Source organism: Polaribacter aquimarinus (genome assembly GCF_003129485.1).
GTDB lineage: Bacteria > Bacteroidota > Bacteroidia > Flavobacteriales > Flavobacteriaceae > Polaribacter > Polaribacter aquimarinus.
Genome location: NZ_QFFG01000003.1, coordinates 429,709 through 447,609, shown reverse-complemented (window position 1 = coordinate 447,609; position 17,901 = coordinate 429,709). Strand labels below are relative to the sequence as shown.

15 protein-coding genes and 1 pseudogene are annotated in these 17,901 nt (G+C 30.3%); 6 read left to right on the top strand and 10 right to left on the bottom strand.

Annotated features, from left to right (window positions below; translation table 11 throughout):
- Nucleotides 1-36 precede the first annotated feature (36 nt).
- The gene (gene bshC / locus DIS07_RS09255) at nucleotides 37-1,629 is read left to right on the top strand and encodes a bacillithiol biosynthesis cysteine-adding enzyme BshC (RefSeq protein WP_109404950.1); all 1,593 of its coding nucleotides are present in this window, start codon (nucleotides 37-39) and stop codon (nucleotides 1,627-1,629) included.
- A gap of 86 nt (nucleotides 1,630-1,715) precedes the next feature.
- Nucleotides 1,716-2,570, top strand: coding sequence for a 23S rRNA (adenine(1618)-N(6))-methyltransferase RlmF (gene rlmF, locus DIS07_RS09250; RefSeq protein ID WP_109404949.1), 855 nt, complete (start codon nucleotides 1,716-1,718; stop codon nucleotides 2,568-2,570).
- On the opposite strand, the gene DIS07_RS09245 is transcribed toward rlmF, so the two are convergent.
- From DIS07_RS09245 to argS, 7 genes are all read right to left on the bottom strand, one after another.
- Nucleotides 2,567-3,169 carry a hypothetical protein gene (locus tag DIS07_RS09245; protein WP_109404948.1) on the bottom strand — a complete coding sequence of 201 codons (603 nt, stop codon included), beginning with the start codon at nucleotides 3,167-3,169 and terminating at the stop codon, nucleotides 2,567-2,569. The genes rlmF and DIS07_RS09245 overlap by 4 nt on opposite strands.
- Nucleotides 3,170-3,229: 60 nt before the next feature.
- Nucleotides 3,230-3,886 carry a DUF998 domain-containing protein gene (locus DIS07_RS09240; protein ID WP_109404947.1) on the bottom strand — a complete coding sequence of 219 codons (657 nt, stop codon included), beginning with the start codon at nucleotides 3,884-3,886 and terminating at the stop codon, nucleotides 3,230-3,232.
- 13 nt (nucleotides 3,887-3,899) lie between these two features.
- Nucleotides 3,900-4,979, bottom strand: coding sequence for an acyltransferase family protein (locus DIS07_RS09235; protein ID WP_109404946.1), 1,080 nt, complete (start codon nucleotides 4,977-4,979; stop codon nucleotides 3,900-3,902).
- 195 nt (nucleotides 4,980-5,174) lie between these two features.
- Nucleotides 5,175-5,549 carry a LysM peptidoglycan-binding domain-containing protein gene (locus DIS07_RS09230; protein WP_109404945.1) on the bottom strand — a complete coding sequence of 125 codons (375 nt, stop codon included), beginning with the start codon at nucleotides 5,547-5,549 and terminating at the stop codon, nucleotides 5,175-5,177.
- A gap of 105 nt (nucleotides 5,550-5,654) precedes the next feature.
- Nucleotides 5,655-6,284, bottom strand: a complete 630-nt coding sequence (locus DIS07_RS09225; RefSeq protein WP_109404944.1) for a hypothetical protein — start codon at nucleotides 6,282-6,284, stop codon at nucleotides 5,655-5,657.
- Nucleotides 6,285-6,376: 92 nt separating this feature from the next.
- Entirely contained in the window at nucleotides 6,377-7,765 is a 1,389-nt protein-coding gene (gene lpdA / locus DIS07_RS09220; protein WP_109404943.1) for a dihydrolipoyl dehydrogenase, read from the bottom strand.
- Nucleotides 7,766-7,925: 160 nt separating this feature from the next.
- Nucleotides 7,926-9,701, bottom strand: coding sequence for an arginine--tRNA ligase (argS, locus tag DIS07_RS09215; RefSeq protein WP_109404942.1), 1,776 nt, complete (start codon nucleotides 9,699-9,701; stop codon nucleotides 7,926-7,928).
- A 76-nt stretch (nucleotides 9,702-9,777) separates the two neighbouring features.
- On the opposite strand from argS, the gene DIS07_RS09210 reads away from it, so the two are divergent.
- The 4 genes from DIS07_RS09210 to DIS07_RS09195 all read left to right on the top strand — a co-directional run bounded on the left by DIS07_RS09210 (nucleotide 9,778) and on the right by DIS07_RS09195 (nucleotide 12,562).
- The gene (locus tag DIS07_RS09210) at nucleotides 9,778-10,302 is read left to right on the top strand and encodes a YkgJ family cysteine cluster protein (RefSeq protein ID WP_109404941.1); all 525 of its coding nucleotides are present in this window, start codon (nucleotides 9,778-9,780) and stop codon (nucleotides 10,300-10,302) included.
- 33 nt (nucleotides 10,303-10,335) lie between these two features.
- Entirely contained in the window at nucleotides 10,336-11,175 is an 840-nt protein-coding gene (locus DIS07_RS09205) for a sterol desaturase family protein (RefSeq protein ID WP_109404940.1), read from the top strand.
- 72 nt (nucleotides 11,176-11,247) lie between these two features.
- Nucleotides 11,248-11,778 (top strand): RNA polymerase sigma factor, encoded by a 531-nt coding sequence (locus DIS07_RS09200; RefSeq protein ID WP_109404939.1) that lies wholly within the window; start codon nucleotides 11,248-11,250, stop codon nucleotides 11,776-11,778.
- Between the two features lies 1 nt (nucleotide 11,779).
- Entirely contained in the window at nucleotides 11,780-12,562 is a 783-nt protein-coding gene (locus DIS07_RS09195; protein WP_109404938.1) for an anti-sigma factor, read from the top strand.
- 344 nt (nucleotides 12,563-12,906) lie between these two features.
- On the opposite strand, the gene DIS07_RS09190 is transcribed toward DIS07_RS09195, so the two are convergent.
- The 3 genes and pseudogenes from DIS07_RS09190 to DIS07_RS15185 all read right to left on the bottom strand — a co-directional run bounded on the left by DIS07_RS09190 (nucleotide 12,907) and on the right by DIS07_RS15185 (nucleotide 17,807).
- Entirely contained in the window at nucleotides 12,907-15,138 is a 2,232-nt protein-coding gene (locus DIS07_RS09190) for a TonB-dependent receptor (RefSeq protein WP_109404937.1), read from the bottom strand.
- Between the two features lie 17 nt (nucleotides 15,139-15,155).
- Nucleotides 15,156-16,445: a tetratricopeptide repeat protein gene (locus DIS07_RS09185; RefSeq protein ID WP_109404936.1), complete on the bottom strand. Its 1,290-nt coding sequence runs from the start codon at nucleotides 16,443-16,445 to the stop codon at nucleotides 15,156-15,158.
- Nucleotides 16,446-16,568: 123 nt separating this feature from the next.
- Nucleotides 16,569-17,807, bottom strand: a pseudogene (locus tag DIS07_RS15185) (DUF4331 family protein).
- Nucleotides 17,808-17,901 lie beyond the last annotated feature (94 nt).

Sequence of the window (17,901 nt, the reverse complement as noted above, 5' to 3'; positions counted from 1 at the left end):
TGATTGTTGCAAAAACGGTGTTATTCAATTTTAATTATGAAAGTAACACAAATACCTTTTCAAAAGACGGGTTTTTTCTCTAAAACTATGCTCGATTATTTAGAGCAAAAAGAAACCATTCAGCCGTTTTACAACAACTTTCCAAATATTTCAGGTTTTCAAAATCAAATAGAAGAGAAGAAAAATTCTTTTGATGTAGAGTCGAGATTCATTTTAGCAGATGCTTTAAAAAATCAATATAAAAACATTGAATTTTCTAATGAAACTTCAGAAAATATAGAAAGGTTAAAACTTAAAAATACATTTACAATTACTACTGGTCATCAATTAAATTTATTTACGGGACCTTTATATTTCTTATATAAAATTATTTCTGTTATTAATTTAAGTGAAGAATTGTCAGAGAAATTTCCTGAGCATAATTTTGTTCCTGTGTTTTGGATGGCAACAGAAGATCACGATTTTGATGAAATCAACTATTTTAATTTTGATGGCAAAAAAGTACTCTGGAACAGAGAAGATGGTGGAGCAGTTGGTCGATTTTCTACAAAAGGATTAGAAGATGTTTTTGAAGTTTTTTCGAATCATTTAGGAAACTCAAAAAAAGCACAATATTTAAAGCAATTATTTGCTGATGGATATTTAAAATATCAAAATTTGGCAGATGCAACTCGTTATATTGCTAATGAACTATTTAGTGAATTCGGTTTGGTTATTGTTGATGGTGATGACGAAAAACTCAAGGAGATGTTTATACCGTTTGTAAAAGACGAACTAGAGTATCAAACATCATTTAAACAAGTAACAAAAACAATTGAGAATTTAGAGAAATCGTATAAAATTCAAGTAAATCCAAGAGAAATTAACTTGTTTTATTTGGGTGATGATTTTAGAGAACGCATCATTTTTGAAGATGGAATTTACAAAGTTAATAATACTGAGATTACTTTTTCTAAGGATGAAATTTTAAAAGAGTTAAAAAATAATCCAAAAGCATTTTCACCAAACGTAATTATGCGACCTCTATATCAAGAGGTGATTCTACCAAATTTATGTTATGTTGGTGGAGGAGGTGAAATGGCGTATTGGTTAGAATTGAAAGAATATTTTGAAGAAGTAGAGGTTCCTTTTCCAATTTTATTATTGAGAAACTCGGTGCAAGTCATATCAGAAAAACATCAGCGTAAACTGGATAAATTAGATATTTCTTTAGAGGAAATGTTTCTAAATCAAACGGAATTATTATCAAAAAAAGTAGTAGAAAACTCCAATATTCAACTTGATTTTGATGAAAAAATTAAATATTTAGAAGCACAATTTTCTGATTTAAAAGAAATAGCAAAACAAACAGATGTTTCTTTTGTAGGAGCAGTGAAAGCCCAAGAAAGAAAACAAGTAAAAGGTTTAGAAAATTTACAAAAACGATTATTGAGAGCTGAAAAAAGACGTCAAAAAGATTTAGTAGCTAGAATCATTGAGTTACAAAATCAAATACTACCCAATCAGAGTTTAGAAGAACGTCAACGTAACTTTTCTGAATATTACTTGGAATATGGAGCTTCTTTTATTCAAAATTTAAAAGCTTCTTTACGACCTTTACAATTAGAATTTACAATTTTAGAATTGTAGGTTAATCAATTTAAAATGATGTCTCCTCGAGCGCAGTCGAGAGGTTATTATTAGTTCTCGACTGCGCTCGAACTGACACTTAGTTTATGAAAGACAAAAGTTTACACCCAAAAAACAAATTTAATTCAGGTTATAATTTTGATGAACTCATCAAAACAAACCCAATTTTAAAAGAATTTGTTTTCAAAAATAAATATGATAACTTAAGTATCGATTTTTCAGACCCTAAAGCGGTTAAAGAACTTAATAAAGCATTATTGTTTTCTTATGATAAAATATCGATTTGGGACTTTCCTGATGAAAATTTATGCCCGCCAATTCCTGGACGTTTAGATTATATTCTTCATTTAGCAGATTTGCTTTCATATGAAGATAATATCAAAATTTTAGATATTGGTACTGGTGCTACTTGTATATATCCTCTTCTGGGTGTTGCTGAATTTAATTGGCATTTTGTCGGAACAGATATTGATTTAGATTCTTTAGACAGCGCTCAAGACATTATTGATGATAATGATTTGGATGCGAATATTCAATTACGTCAACAATTTGATGAGCAACATATCTTAAAAGGAATTTTAGAAGATGAAGATTCATTTACTGCGATTATGTGTAATCCGCCTTTTTACAAATCTGCAGAAGAAGCACAAGGAGCAAACAAACGTAAGAATAGAAATTTAGGAAACAATGCAGTAAGAAACTTCTCTGGAAACAATAATGAATTATGGTATGTTGGAGGAGAAAAGGCTTTTTTGCATAATTATTTATATGAGAGTTCTTTGTTTAAAACTTCGAGTAAATGGTTTACAAGTTTGGTTTCTAAAAAGGAAAATGTAGAAAGCTTAGAAAAATCGTCTAAGAAATTGGGAGCATCAGAATTTAAAGTAATCCCTATGAGTCAGGGAAATAAAGTAACAAGAATTATTTGCTGGCGATTTTAATGAAAAACAACATCATTAATTCTATATTTCTTGCAAACATAATGTAAAATGGTATACACCAACATATGCACAAAAACTAAACACGCAAAAGCATATAAAGGAACTCCTAAAATTTGATATGGCCAATAATAGGTCCAAACACCTAAATAGATGGTAATCACTTCTCCAAACGCAGGTAGAATCAAGGCTAAAATTATTGCCAATACAATCTTGTTTTTTTGAGATTGATTGGTTAACAACGGAATTAAATTTCGTTCTAATTTATACAAATAATGAAAAGCAAGCATCCACGCAAAAGGCAGCCATAAAGGTAATTCTCTAGTAACTTCATGGTATTCCCAATAACCATTTGTAACTCCCCAAGTTTCGCCAACTATTCCACCAAAGCCAGTTAATAACATTCCAACCAAAAGCAACCAGTTTTTATTGGTTTTTGGTTTGATGATTTCTTTGTAAATATTATGGATAACTTTTAACAATAATAGAATGGCAATAATTAAATCGTATGATTTTAAGATTCCAATTAAAACACCAGCAACAATAAGTTTTGCTAAAGCTTTTAAAATTTCTTTTGAAAAGTGTTTTTTGTTAGTTATCATTTAAATTAATTCTTAAGCAAAAATAATATTTTTGCTTAAGAAGAAGTTACATTTAATTGTTTACTTTTTATCTGTAAAGGCTGCTTCTCCTTTTATCAACCAAGAAAAACCAAAAACCCATAGAGCAAAAGTTTCACACCAAAAAATAATATCTGTTTCTCTCCTTGCTTCTTCTGTCATAAAAACAAAGCTTAAACCAGCACCAACTACAAATAGGATAATTAAAATCCCACACCAAAAATAAAATCTATTTCTAACTCTTTTCATTTTTGTTTGATTATTAATGGCAACGCCTCTTCTAAAAATGACCAAACAAAAAATGGTGAAAATTGCAAATAATAAAACGGCAGATGTTAAATGAATTGCTCTAATAGCATCACACTCGCTTGTTGTTGGAAATAGAGCAACACATAAAGCAAATACACCGCCCAGGATAGCAAAAAACTGATCGTTATGCAATAAACCTTTTCCATTTGCTTTATACCCTTTATAGGAAAATAGGAAAAAACCAAGAGCGAATAGGAAACCTACAAAAACATCCCTTAATTCCGTACCGTAATAATCACTTATAGAATCTTGAATAAAATTATCTCTATCAAAATAAAACATTCCAGCTCCAAGAATTATTGGGAGAAATACACCAATAGTACCAATAAGTTTTCTTAGTAATTTATAGGATATTATTAAATCGTTATCTGATTGTCTCTTTGCTTCCATAGTAATAATTAGTTTAGTTGATAGTCGTTTTATTTTCTTTTAAATAATTAATTCTATATTTTAAAAATGGTTTTTCAATAAATCTAAAACTTAGGTATCCGATAGGAATCATAATTAAAAAACATAATAAAGAAAATATAAGGGTTATATAAATATTAGATAGTTCTATAATATTATTATTTACAAATTCTGACATTTTGAATACAAAGAAAAAATGTAGCAGGTAAATGGAATAAGAATATTTTCCAACGTTTGCAGTTATTCTATTAAACCAATTATTGGATGGCGTAATGGTGTTGTCATACCAAGCAATAATCAAAGAAAAAGAAAAACCCTCGATTGTTGGTATTATTATCCAAAGAGGAGAATTTGAAGGGTAGGAAGGATTAGAGAAAAAACCGCCCATATAATCGAAGTAATAGTAAAACAAAAGGAAAAAAACAAAGCAGGTTAATATAAATATATTTTTTCCTTTAATGACTTGGTGAAATTTAAAGGCAAGAATACCTAATATAAATTGATCGATACGACCTACCAATGTCCAATATGATAAAGATTGTATTTCCCCTAACTTTAGATACAATAATATCCTAATTACTATTGTTAACATTAGTAACCAAATAAGGCTGTTTCTACGTTTTAAGCTTAATAATAGTAAAAATGGAAGTATTAAATAAAAGTGAAATTCTACGGTTATAGACCAACCTCCATTTGGTAAAGATGGATATATTATTCCTTTTAGAATATACTTAACATAATCAATTAGCATTGTTAAATTATCTATACTTGTAATACCATTAATAATAATTATTAGAGTAAGTAACGGTAATAATCGAAGCAATCTATTAAATATAAATTTCTCATAATCAATTGTTTTGTTTTTTAATAATTTTGCAAACAAATAACCACTTAAGCACATAAATAATGCTACACCTGTATGTCCTTCTGTGAAAAGATTAAAAGGAGGAATAGTGGGACCCGTTTTAAATGCATTATTATGTACCTGAACAAAATGCCAAGTAAAAACAATTAGAGCAGCCACTCCTCTAATTTGATCTAAACCTAAATAATATTTTCCCGTTGAAGATTTCATAATTTTTATTACAACTAAACTATTACAATATGATTTGGATTAATGATTTAAATCGTAGATTGCTTTTAGAAAAAAAGAAAAATACAAAATTAAATTAAATAGTATTTTAATTTTTAATGAAACGCTATTCATAAATTGTTAGAAAAAAAAAACCGAAGCAATTTGCTTCGGTTGAATATTGTAAATTTTGGAGTCTTATAAATTAGGAATTACCAATTCTTGACCTGGATGAATTACATCTGGATTTTTTAAAATATTAGTATTTGCTTCAAAAATATCCTTGTACTTCATTACTTTACCATAGTATTGTTTTGCGATGCCACCTAAAGTTTCTCCTTTCGCAACAGTATGTCTTGCATAAACAGAATCGTCTTCTACTGCAATATCTGCCATAATATCTGTTGGGTTTTCTCCACCAACTTTTTTAATTTCATCCCAAATTAAATCTTTTTCATAAGGAGTTTTAGCAGTTCCCCAAACTTTTAATTGTCCGTTTTCTTCTTTTACATCACCATTTTGAATATTAAGTTTTTCACCTAAATCTAATACGCTTTGATATTTTGCTCTCATTTTTTATTTTTTTGATTGTATAATTTACTTGTCTAAAGGTACAAAAAAACCGAAACCATAAGCTTCGGTTTTTCGATTAATGTATTGTTTTTATAGTTGAGGTGTCTAAAATTCGACAAAACCATTTAAAAAATCTTCCATTCTTTTTTCATAATCTTTAAAAAGGTTTAGAGAGGTGTATGTAATTAATTGTACAACACCTAAATCACTTGAATAGTAGTAGCTGAAATATTTAAACTTAATTTGTTGAGTGGTTCCACTCATTTGAATCATCAATATTTTTTTACCATTAACATACCTATATTCTTCTTTATCAATTTGTATGTCTGGAGCTACTTCTTTAGCATTTTCAACTGCCAAATCTTTAAGACTTAATAAGGGTATTTGGGTTTTTTCGGTAATAATCATTCCATATAAATCCTCATTTTTCATTTGAAAAGAATATTCTGCTGCTTCTGTATCAGGATTTTTTTCAAAAGACCATTTTTTTGGATTGATGTAAACACCAACTTTTAAAGTTTTGCTTTTTACTAAGAAAGTAGATTTTTTGTTAGTTTCGAATTTATGATTATTGGTTATAATATTTTTATTATTGTTGATACTGTCATTTAAATATTTCCAAGTATTATCATGATATAGTACAACTTCATCTCCAGATTCAGTTACGGCTTTGATTTGTGAAAAACTTTGAAGTGAAAACGAACAAATAATTAAAAGTAAAAAATAAGATTTCATAGTTTTTTAAAGTTATAGAATCAAAAATAAAAAAACCGAAGCAATTTGCTTCGGTTTTTTTTATGAAATTCTAAAACGAATTCAGATAAAATTTATAGATGTATCACTTCATCATAAGCATCAGCAACAGCTTCCATTACCGCTTCACTCATAGTTGGGTGAGGGTGAATTGCTTTTAACACTTCGTGACCAGTAGTTTCTAATTTTCTTCCTAAAACAGCTTCTGCAATCATATCTGTTACTCCAGCACCAATCATATGGCAACCTAACCATTCTCCGTATTTTGCATCAAAAATTACTTTTACAAAACCATCAGGTGTACCAGCAGCTTTTGCTTTTCCAGATGCTGAAAAAGGAAATTTACCAACTTTTAATTCGTAACCTGCTTCTTTAGCTTTGGCTTCTGTCATTCCTACAGATGCAATTTCTGGAGTTGCATATGTACAACCAGGAACATTTCCGTAGTCAATTGCTTCTGTATGCAATCCTGCTAATTTCTCAACACAAGTAATTCCTTCTGCAGAAGCAACGTGTGCTAATGCTTGTCCAGGAACTACATCACCAATGGCATAATAACCAGGAATGTTAGTTTGGTAATAATCGTTCACTAAGATTTTATCTCTATCTACAATAATACCAACATCTTCTAAACCAATGTTTTCGATGTTCGATTTGATTCCAACAGCAGACAATAAAATATCAGCTTCTAAAGTTTGTTCTCCTTTTTTAGTTTTCACTGTGGCTACAACACCATCACCAGAAGTATCAACAGATTCTACAGAAGAATTTGTCATTACTTTAATACCTGCTTTTTTAATAGAACGCTCAAACTGTTTTGAAATATCAATATCTTCTACAGGAACAATATTTGGCATATATTCTACAATCGTAACTTCTGTTCCCATTGAGTTGTAAAAGTGTGCAAACTCAACACCAATAGCTCCAGAACCTACAACAATCATAGATTTAGGTTGTTTTGGTAAGCTCATTGCTTGTCTATAACCAATTACTTTTTTACCATCTTGTGGTAAGTTAGGCAATTCGCGAGAGCGAGCACCTGTAGCAATAATAATGTTATCAGCACTATATTCTGTTACAGTTCCATCAGCAGCGGTAACATCTACTTTTTTTCCTGTTTTTATTTTTCCAAAACCGTCAATAATATCGATTTTGTTTTTCTTCATTAAGAAAGCAACACCTTTGCTCATTCCTTCTGCAACACCACGACTTCTTTTAATTACGGCTTCAAAATCTTTATCAATTGCTTCTGCTTTTAAACCATATTCGTCTACATGTTTTAAATAATCGTAAACCTGTGCAGATTTTAATAATGCTTTTGTTGGAATACATCCCCAGTTTAAGCAAATTCCACCTAAATGTTCTTTCTCTACAATGGCAACTTTAAAACCTAATTGAGAAGCTCTAATTCCTGTAACATATCCTCCAGGACCACTTCCAATAATAATGATGTCGTATTTCATAATTGTGTTTGTTTTTGTACTTTTTATTTGGGCGTTTTAACGGGCTTTACGTTATATCTCTGAAACAAGTTCAGAGGATGCCACTTCAATCCCTAACGCGGGCAAATTTACTAACTTTTGTCCTTACAGCCAACTGTATACTGTAACTGTTCACATATTTCTACATTCTCTCAGGAACGTTTATTCCTAATAAAGAAAATGCTGACTTTATAGTATCTGCAACTTTCTTTGCCAATTGCACTCTAAATATTTTTTTATCTTGATTTTCTTCTCCTAAAATAGATACATTTTGATAAAAAGAATTGAACTCTTTTACCAAGTCATACGTATAATTTGCAATAATTGCTGGCGAATAATTGGCAGCTGCTTGTTGCACCGTTTCAGGATATAATTCTAATTGCTTTAATAATTCTTTTTCTTTTTCGTGTAAATCTATTGAAACTCCTTTTGAATAATCAAAATCGGCTTTTCTAATAATAGATTGAATTCTAGCATAAGTATACTGAATAAAAGGTCCAGTGTTTCCTTGAAAATCTACTGAAGATTTTGGATCGAACAAAATTCTTTTTTTAGGATCTACTTTTAAGATAAAATACTTTAAAGCACCTAAACCAATGGTTTTATATAGCTCATTTTTCTCTTCATCAGAATACCCATCTAATTTACCTAATTCTTCAGAAATGGCTTTTGCAGTATCAGACATTTCTACCATTAGGTCATCAGCATCAACAACAGTTCCTTCTCTCGATTTCATTTTTCCAGAAGGTAAATCTACCATTCCGTAACTTAAATGATATAAGTTTTTAGCCCAATCAAAGCCTAATTTTTTTAAGATTAAAAACAAAACTTGAAAGTGGTAATCTTGCTCATTTCCAACAGTATACACCATTCCTCCAACATCTGAGTAATCTTTTACACGTTGAATGGCTGTACCAATATCTTGTGTCATATACACTGCAGTTCCATCAGAACGCAATACGATTTTTTCATCTAAACCTTCATCTGTTAAATTACACCAAACAGAACCATCTTCTTTTTTATAAAAAACACCTTTTTCTAAACCTTGAGCAACAACATCTTTTCCTAATAAATAGGTGTTACTTTCATAATATAAATTATCAAAATCAACACCCATATTTTTATAAGTAATGTCAAAACCATCATATACCCATTGATTCATTTTCTCCCACAAGTCAACGACTTTTTCATTACCTGCTTCCCAGTCTCTCAACATTTGTTGTGCTTCAACAAATAAAGGTGCTTCTTTTTTAGCTTCTTCTTCAGTTTTACCTGTTGCAATTAATTCAGAAATTTCTTTTTTGTATTCTTGGTCGAACTTTACGTAGTAATTCCCAACCAATTTATCACCTTTTAATCCCGTTGATTCCGGAGTTTCTCCATTTCCGAATTTTTCCCAAGCCAACATCGATTTACAAATGTGTATTCCTCTATCGTTAATAATTTGAGTCTTATACACTTTTTTTCCAGAAGCTTTAATAATTTCAGCAACAGCATAACCCAATAAATTATTACGAACGTGACCTAAATGCAGAGGTTTGTTAGTGTTTGGTGATGAATATTCGACCATAACCGCTTTCTCATCCTCCTTTGGTGATACAAAACCATAATTTACATCAGCATAAATAGCATTGAAAAAATTGGTATAAAAAGCATCATCTATTACCAAATTTAAAAAACCTTTAACCACATTGTAATTAGTGATTTCAGCAACATTTTCTACCACATATTTACCAAGATCTTCTCCAATAACAGCAGGATTTCCTTTTTTATAGCGTAACATTGGAAAAACGACTACTGTAATATCTCCTTCAAATTCTTTTCTTGTTGCTTGAAATTCTACAGATGGAATTTCTGTTTGATATAATGCTAAAAAACCTTCTTTTACTTTGGTTTCTATGATGTTTTGAATGCTCATTTAGTCTCGAAAATTGAAATGCAAAATTACATATTTTTAGCGTATTTTTTAGTAGAAATAATTGTATTTTTCGGATATGGAAAAACGCTTGGAACAACTCCCAAAATTGGCTGAAGAAGCTAAAAAGGAAAACAAAAAATATTTTTCGAATTTAAAAAGAAAAACACCTAAAAACTTGGATGTTGTAATGAAAGAATTGCATGATAAAGAGTTTGAAAAAACAGACTGTTTAGATTGTGGAAATTGTTGCAAAACAACGAGTCCTATTTTTACAGATAAAGATATTGAGCGTATTTCTAAGCACTTAAAAATGAAAGTTGCAGACTTTATAAAAACGTATTTAGAAAGAGATTCAGATGATTTTATGGTGTTAAAAACGGCACCTTGTTCTTTTTTAGACGAGTCTGATAATACTTGCTTTATTTACGATGTTCGCCCAAAAGCTTGTGCAGAATATCCACATACCAATAGAAGAAAGTTTATTCAGATTGCAGATTTAACCATTACAAATACAGCTATTTGTCCTGCTACTTATAATATTGTGGAAGCTTTAAAAAAGCGCTTACCAATGGAATCGAATAAGAAAGTGAGAAGGAAATAGATTTTTAGTATTTTAGTAAAAAATAAAATCAATTTGGAAACTATTTATAATTATTTCGAGAATATCCCAAGAGAACACAGAAGTGCAATTATTGTTGGAGGTATTACTTTTTTTTGGATTTTAGAAGGATTTTTTCCATTATTTAAATTCAACTATAAAAAATGGAAACATGCTTTTCCTAACTTATTTTTTACCTTAACAACAGTTGTCATCAATTTAGGTTTGGCGTTTTTATTACTTAAAACTGCAGATTGGGTTAAAGTAAATGATTTCGGAATTATAAATTGGTTACCTGAAATGCCTTTGTGGTTATATATGATTTTAGGTGTTTTGTTTCTAGATTTTTTTGGAGCTTATTTAGCGCATTTTGTAGAGCACAAAGTAAAACCACTTTGGATGGTGCATTTGGTGCATCATTCTGATCATAAGGTAGATACAACTACCGCAAATAGACATCATCCTATAGAAAGTGTAATACGTTTTTCGTTTACTTTATTAGGCGTTTTTGTAGTGGGTACGCCCATTGCCATTGTAATGCTGTATCAATCTATGTCATTGATTTTTACTCAATTCACACATGCAAATTTAAAAATGTCACCCAAGGTGGATAAGTTTTTAAGTTACTTTATAGTGTCTCCAGATATGCATAAAGTACATCATCATAATATGTTGCCATTTACAGATTCTAACTATGGAAATATCTTTTCGATTTGGGATAGAATTTTTGGAACCTATATGGAACTTGACCGAGAAAAAATTGTCTATGGAGTGGATACTTTCCCTGATGAAGCCACCAATTCTTCTTTAAAAGAGTTGTTGAAACAACCATTTCAAGGTTATCGAAAGCCTACTGGTGTTGAGGATTTCAATTGACTTTATATGCATTATAAGATGTAAAAAAGTTTTTTCTCAATTTATTTATATATATTAGCTATAGGTACATTTATGGATTTAGAGCTTTTAATTTTACAATTTCAAAAAAAGGATGTCAAAGCCTATGAAAAACTTTACAACATGTATTGTAATAGTATTTCTGGTGTTGTCTACACTATTGTAAAAGATAACGATGTTGCACAAGAAATTACACAAGATGTTTTTATAAAAGCTTGGAATAATTCAGATTCTTACTCTTCAAAAAAAGGACGTTTTTTTACTTGGATACTTAATATTGCTAGAAATGCAGCGATTGATTATACTCGCTCTAAAAAATTTAAACAGTCTAAACAAAACCTGAACTCAGATTTTTTCGTAGATATATTAGAAACGCATCAGAGTTTAGATGCAACCACAAATACTATTGGTTTAAAGGAGTTCGTTACCAAGTTAGGTGATAAATGCAAATCAGTAATTGAGTTGTTGTATTTTAAAGGGTTTACTCAAAAAGAAGTGTCGGAAGAATTAGATATGCCAATTGGCACCATTAAAACAAGAAATAGAACTTGTATAGGCGAATTACGTATTATGCTTGGAGTATAAAATGAATGTAAAAGAATACATAGCATCTGGAATTTTAGAACTGTATATTGCAGGCTCGCTCTCTGAAAAAGAGAATGAAGAAGTGCATGCTGCAATTCAAAAATATCCTGAGTTATTAGAAGAAGTAGCCTCTATTGAAAAAGCAATAGTAATCTTATCTGCTGCCGCTAAAACCAATAACTCCTACTCATTTGCAGATATTCAACACCAACTTCAAGACAATACACCAAAAATAATTCCGATAACAAAATCTAAAACCAATTGGTCTCAACTTTCTGGTTGGGCAGCTGCGTTTATTTTTGGTAGTGTCTTAATCTACACTGTAATTCAGAATAACAAGTTAAAAACGCAAATTGCTACAGATAAACAACAATTAGAAGAACAAATAGACAAAGCCTCTAACAGTTTAGCAGAAGCAGAAAAACTAATTGAAGTCTTTAGAGATAAAGAAATTATTGCTGTACCATTGGCAGGACAAAAAGTTTCTCCAAACTCATATGCAAAAATATATTGGGATAAAAAGACAAATAGTATTTATTTAGATGCCAAAGGATTGCCAGAACCACCAAAAGGAAAAGTGTACCAAGTGTGGTCTTTAAAATTAAGCCCATTAACACCTACAAGTCTAGGTACTATAGATACCTTTACAGCAGATGTTAATAAAATATTCACTATAGATAATCCTAACGAATCTGAAGCTTTTGGTATTACTTTAGAGCCAGAAGGTGGTAGTGCATCTCCTACATTAGAACAACTTTATACTTTAGGAGCAGTTTCTCCTTAAATTATTTATAATAAGCCATTTTGTTATCAAAATTATAAATTACTTGCATAACTTTTTTTTAGTATTTGAATCCTACAAAAAATTAACTCAATACAAAGTTTATAATATTGATTCATTACTGATATTCAATAACTAATTGAACTGAAAAATTAATGACTAATACCAACTGTTAATTATAAATCTAGTTTAAATTATAAGGTTAGTTTTTGTCATTTTGTATCCGGTGACGCCAGATATTTAGTAGGTAATATTTAAGTACTGAAAATAAAACACCCACTACAATAAAGTAGCAGGTGTTCATCCAACTAAAAGCAACCAAACAATGGTTTCACTTATTTAATAATTTAAAAACGATAAGTTAAAGTAGCTTTGGCAAAAAATGGTGTTCCTGGGGTAAAGTGAATTTCCTCAACAGAATTTGTTTCGTTTTGTAACCTACTCTCCGTTGCAAATTGTGTTTCATTCCAAGCTACATCAAAAATATTTTCTATGGCTATTCCTAAAGTTACGTTATTGTTCATAGTATAATTTAAATTAAAATCGGTTACAAAATACCCTTCTGCAACTATAGAATTGTCTTCGTTAGCAGCTCTATCTGCCAAATATCTGTAGCGTAATCCGCCTGAAAACTTTCCTAAATCAGTTAATGATAATCCACCCTCAACTGTAGTTTCTGGAGCTAAAGGAATAAAATCTTCACCTGAAATATTTTCTAAACTTCTTGCGTTGGTAAAAGTGGCATCCGTATCTATCATTAACCAATCTAAGACTTGATAACGAATGCCAACATCCAACCCAAATCTTCTAGATTTTCCTGAAGGTTCAACAATTCCTGCATCACCAACGTAGACGAATTCTTCTTCTGATAATAAATACCAGAAAGCAGTATTTAAAACGATGTTTTTTGTGGGTTTCCAAATGTTTCCAAAATCCACTCCATAAGCTCTAGGTAAAACTTTATCTGCATTTTGTTGTAAAACAACTCTTGTATCGTTTGAGTGGAATCCAATTCCAGATTTTAAAAACCATTGTAAATTGTTATTCTGCGTGTACAAAAAGTTCAATTTAGGATTTAAAATTGCTTTGGTTTTAGATAAGGTTTGATATGTTGTATTTAAATCATCATTATATAAGAATTTAAAGTAATCTAATCTTAAAGAAGGAGAAATTTTAAATTTTCCGATTTCAAATTCTGAGTTGAAAAATGCATACAAATTAGTTTGCTTTACATCTCCTAACTGAATTTGTTCTAAGGTTTCTCTTCTATTCTTTGTGCGTGATAATTCAACATCATCTACCATATCATAACGCAATCCTGCTCCTTTTGTATATTTCACTTCTACGTTTCCAAATTTCTTTTCGGTAATAATTTGTGCATTTACACCAAAAATATCTCTAGTCTCAAACTGACGAATCTGGTCTCCATTTGCTGGATCTTCTAAGAAAAAAGTAAAGTTTGAAAACAATTCAAAATCATACTCTGAATAAAATACATTGGTCTTAAATCTTGAGTTTTCCGATAAATTTTTACTAAACTCAAGATTAAAATTGGTTCTAGAGGTAAAACCTCCTTCGGTGTCATCAATTGCACCAAATCTTGAGATTGTTCCGTTTTGAACTGCTCTTTCAGGAATTTGACCTGATGCATCCCATCGACTTGTGAAATGTGATGCTGTAAAAGTTAATCGATCTGTACCTTTTAAAAAGGTGCTATATTTTCCAAAAATATTTAATCTGTTAAAATTTTGAGGTGATTCAAAAGCTCCGTCCGTAGCAATGTATTCTAGAGCTACATAAGCGTTTTCATTCTTTTTATTTCCTAAAAGGTTAAACATTCCTAGAGTTCTAACTGTATTAAAATCTCCAAATCCTAAAGAAATTACATTACCCTGAATCGAATTTTTTGTTGAGAAATTAACATAACCTGCTGTATTAAAATCACCTTGATTTGCATAATAAGGTCCTTTTCCAAAATCTATTTTCTGAATGGTTTCTGGAATCATAAAATGCAAATCGCTATAACCTTGTCCATGAGCATGAGAAACCATATTGATAGGCATTCCGTCTACAGAAAGTGTAATATCTGTTCCGTGATCAATGTCAAATCCTCTTAAAAAGATTTGTTCTGCTTTTCCTCCTCCAGCATGCTGGCCAATAAATAACCCTGGAACTTTGCGTAAAATTTCTTGCGAATTATTTACTGGGTTTACTTTTAAATCTATCTTAGAAATGGTTTGCAGCGCATTAATTTCTTTGCGCAACACCATCTCCTCTAACTGAAATGTCTTTGTTGTTAAAACAATTGTAATTCTGTTTGTGAAATCTTTTTTTGCAATTATAATTTTTCTTTTTTGGTATCCAAGGATACTAATTAATAAGGTATCCTTAACACTTACATTTTCTAAAGTAAAATTTCCATTTTCATTTGTATGTGTATGATTATTATTGATATTATTTACAACATATGCATTTTCTATAGGCTCATTAAAAACATCTAAAATTCTTCCTTTTAATGTTTGTCCAGAAGAGTTTATAGTATAAATAAGAACGACTATAAGTAATATTAAGCGTTTCATATTCTTTGTTTTTGTGTTTAAATATTCTTGATTTCTGATTCTGAATTTGGCCCTAACTCATAAATTGCTCCTAACAATTCCTCTTTAAGTTCTATTGCTTTTTTTAATTTTCCGTTAGCTTTCAAGATATAAGCCGAATGCAATAAAGCTTCAGGTTCAAAAGTCTTATTTAATACATATTTCTCTGTTATTTCTAACGCTTTTTTATACTCAGTATTTTTATAATATGCCCAAGCTAACAAGTCATAAGATTGAGCTGTTGGTCTTTCTTTTACTTCTTGTTTTGCAATTTGCATTGCCTCTTTTGGTTTTTTATCAGAAAATAATAATACATTATACTTATGGTACATGACACCATAATCTTTGTTAGATACTTTTTGTAAATAAATATTTATCTGATTTTCTTTTTCTGCAACATTTCCCATAAAATCTGCGATTTCTGCTTTTAGCAAATGATAATCTGGTGATGCGTTTTCTTTAGTAACTGTATTTAAAATTCTCAAAGCCTCTTCTGGGTTTCTCTCGTAAGAAAAAACAATCCATGCAATCCCTTTTTTTGCATAACTATTGTTAGGATTTATTGTCAATGCCTTTAAATAGGAATGATACGAATCTTGAATTCTACCTGCATGACCATAGTAATCTGCTAAATTGGTATAATTCCACTGAATTAAATCTTGATTTTTAGATGCCTTAGCAATTTCTAAAGCATCTTCTAAATACTTAATTGCGTTGTCTAAATTCCCTAAATGATCGTTGTATTTCGATAATCGAATTAAATAATCAAAGTCTTTAAAATTTTTAGTTTTTGATAAGTATTTTTCTACTTTAGTATAATTTCCTAATTCTAAATGCACATCAATTAACATAAAATGAGTTCTTTTTAAGTGCTCTCCATTATACTCTGCTTTGGTTAATAAAGTTAGAGCTTCTTTAAAACGGTGTTGAGAAATATAATTTCTTGCTAAACTTCTTAGATAACCAGCATTATTATAATTGGTTTTTTTATTGGCTTCGATTAGGTTTTTTTCAGCATTTTTTAATTTTGAAATTGCACCAGTAAGTGTAAATATTTTGGAATTCGCAGCCGCCAATTTTGCATTGTATGGAAACTGATTTGGTGTTTCTATTAATTTATTTTCCCAAAAACTATAATCAGATTGAATTGCTTTTAATTTGTAATTGTCACTTAACTCTAAATATTGGTTGTATTCTTTTGAATTTGTAACCTGCTTGTTTGTATGCGTATTGCAACTAATTGCTATTGAAAAAGTTACAAATAATAAAATTAGTTGGATGTATTTCATAATTTGTATGTTTTTTAGTTAAAAAATTGGAGCTTCCTAATAAAGTTTACTCCACTATTCTTAGAGGTATTGGTTAAAATACTGGCGCACTATTCCCCCAAACGTACGCCAGATTTAATTTTCCTACCAAGGCGAAGCCAAGTAAGGAAATGAGTTTAAGAATGTTTTATCATTTGCATCAACATTATCGTTAGATAAAGATGGATTTTCAGAAAAATCTTCACCTCCAAAAATCAATAATAATTCTACAGTAATTACGTCATCGGCTAAAGCTCTACCTGTTAATACATTTGTGCCATCGTAAAAAGTAGTTTTACCGTCTAAAGAGACGTTTAGTACATCTGTTGCCAGCAATCCAGTAAAAGCTGCAGCATCTAGTCCTAATGCATTCTTATCTCCAGAATTTGCATAAGCAGGACTTAAACCTGTCAAATTCGTTTCGAACATAGATTGGAACTTGGCTCCTTGTTTAGAAGGAACGGTAACGTTAAACTCGTCTTTACTAGAAGCAGATACAAATACTGTATTTACGGCTGGTCTACCCATTTGATCTTTCTGTACAAAAGTTCCTGAAAAATCTGGTCCCATTGGTAAATCTTTGTCGTTATTTTTACTACATCCCACTAAGATTAATGATAATGTAAAAATGAATGCAATGTGTTTTATATATGTATATTTCATAATATTTTGTTTTTAAAATTGGTTAAATTATTGTTTAGATTTTGCTTCTACCCAAGTATTGATTGTCCCTGAAGTTCCAATCATAGATTTTGGTACTTCAACTACAATAGAAAGTACATTTGTACCTGCAAAAGTATCTGAACCTGGATTGTTAAATCCTGATGCATTCCCTCCTATAATCTCTCCATATCTAGCAAAATCCATAAAGAAAGGGTCATCTCTTGGACCTGCAAAGAATTTCATACCAGATGAGTTTGATCCTATAACTGCAGAAGCGTTATAAGATGTTATAGCAACTTCTCCCATTGTAGCGTTTTCATTTACAGTACTATTTAAGCCTGTAACAGATGGTGTAAAAGGACCAAAAAAGTACATTTTGCCATCTCTAGGTATAGCTTGAATTACAAAATCTTCTACATTGTCTTGATTGGTATCTATATTAAATTCTACCATAACATTTTCATCAAAAGATGCAGAAGCTGTTGCAGAAGGACTTAACAATCCTTGTACATTAGCCACAAATACTAAATTGCTGGTGTTTTCACCTTGAAACGCATAGAAATCGGTAATATCTGCTGATGTTCCACTAACAGCAGGAGCATCTATATGATCTGCCGCAATTGTAATTAAACCGATAATCGCTGCGAAAACGGTAACTAATAAAATTTTGTTTTTTTTCATTGTGTGATTTTTAAGTTAATATTTAATTGAATCTCAAAAACACTTACGAGAAAATGTGAAGTAGGGTTTTAAAAAAGATGTATTTTTTTTATTT

Excerpts from the sequence above, each read along its gene's own strand:
- DIS07_RS09240 (WP_109404947.1), bottom strand. The coding sequence starts at position 3,886 with ATGGAAGCAAAGAGACAATCAGATAACGATTTAATAATATCCTATAAA.
- DIS07_RS09185 (WP_109404936.1), bottom strand. The coding sequence starts at position 16,445 with ATGAAATACATCCAACTAATTTTATTATTTGTAACTTTTTCAATAGCA.
- rlmF (WP_109404949.1), top strand. The coding sequence starts at position 1,716 with ATGAAAGACAAAAGTTTACACCCAAAAAACAAATTTAATTCAGGTTAT.
- DIS07_RS09225 (WP_109404944.1), bottom strand. The coding sequence starts at position 6,284 with ATGAAATCTTATTTTTTACTTTTAATTATTTGTTCGTTTTCACTTCAA.
- DIS07_RS09230 (WP_109404945.1), bottom strand. The coding sequence starts at position 5,549 with ATGAGAGCAAAATATCAAAGCGTATTAGATTTAGGTGAAAAACTTAAT.
- DIS07_RS09235 (WP_109404946.1), bottom strand. The coding sequence starts at position 4,979 with ATGAAATCTTCAACGGGAAAATATTATTTAGGTTTAGATCAAATTAGA.
- DIS07_RS09200 (WP_109404939.1), top strand. The coding sequence starts at position 11,248 with ATGGATTTAGAGCTTTTAATTTTACAATTTCAAAAAAAGGATGTCAAA.
- lpdA (WP_109404943.1), bottom strand. The coding sequence starts at position 7,765 with ATGAAATACGACATCATTATTATTGGAAGTGGTCCTGGAGGATATGTT.
- DIS07_RS09195 (WP_109404938.1), top strand. The coding sequence starts at position 11,780 with ATGAATGTAAAAGAATACATAGCATCTGGAATTTTAGAACTGTATATT.
- DIS07_RS09210 (WP_109404941.1), top strand. The coding sequence starts at position 9,778 with ATGGAAAAACGCTTGGAACAACTCCCAAAATTGGCTGAAGAAGCTAAA.
- DIS07_RS09190 (WP_109404937.1), bottom strand. The coding sequence starts at position 15,138 with ATGAAACGCTTAATATTACTTATAGTCGTTCTTATTTATACTATAAAC.
- bshC (WP_109404950.1), top strand. The coding sequence starts at position 37 with ATGAAAGTAACACAAATACCTTTTCAAAAGACGGGTTTTTTCTCTAAA.
- DIS07_RS09245 (WP_109404948.1), bottom strand. The coding sequence starts at position 3,169 with ATGATAACTAACAAAAAACACTTTTCAAAAGAAATTTTAAAAGCTTTA.
- argS (WP_109404942.1), bottom strand. The coding sequence starts at position 9,701 with ATGAGCATTCAAAACATCATAGAAACCAAAGTAAAAGAAGGTTTTTTA.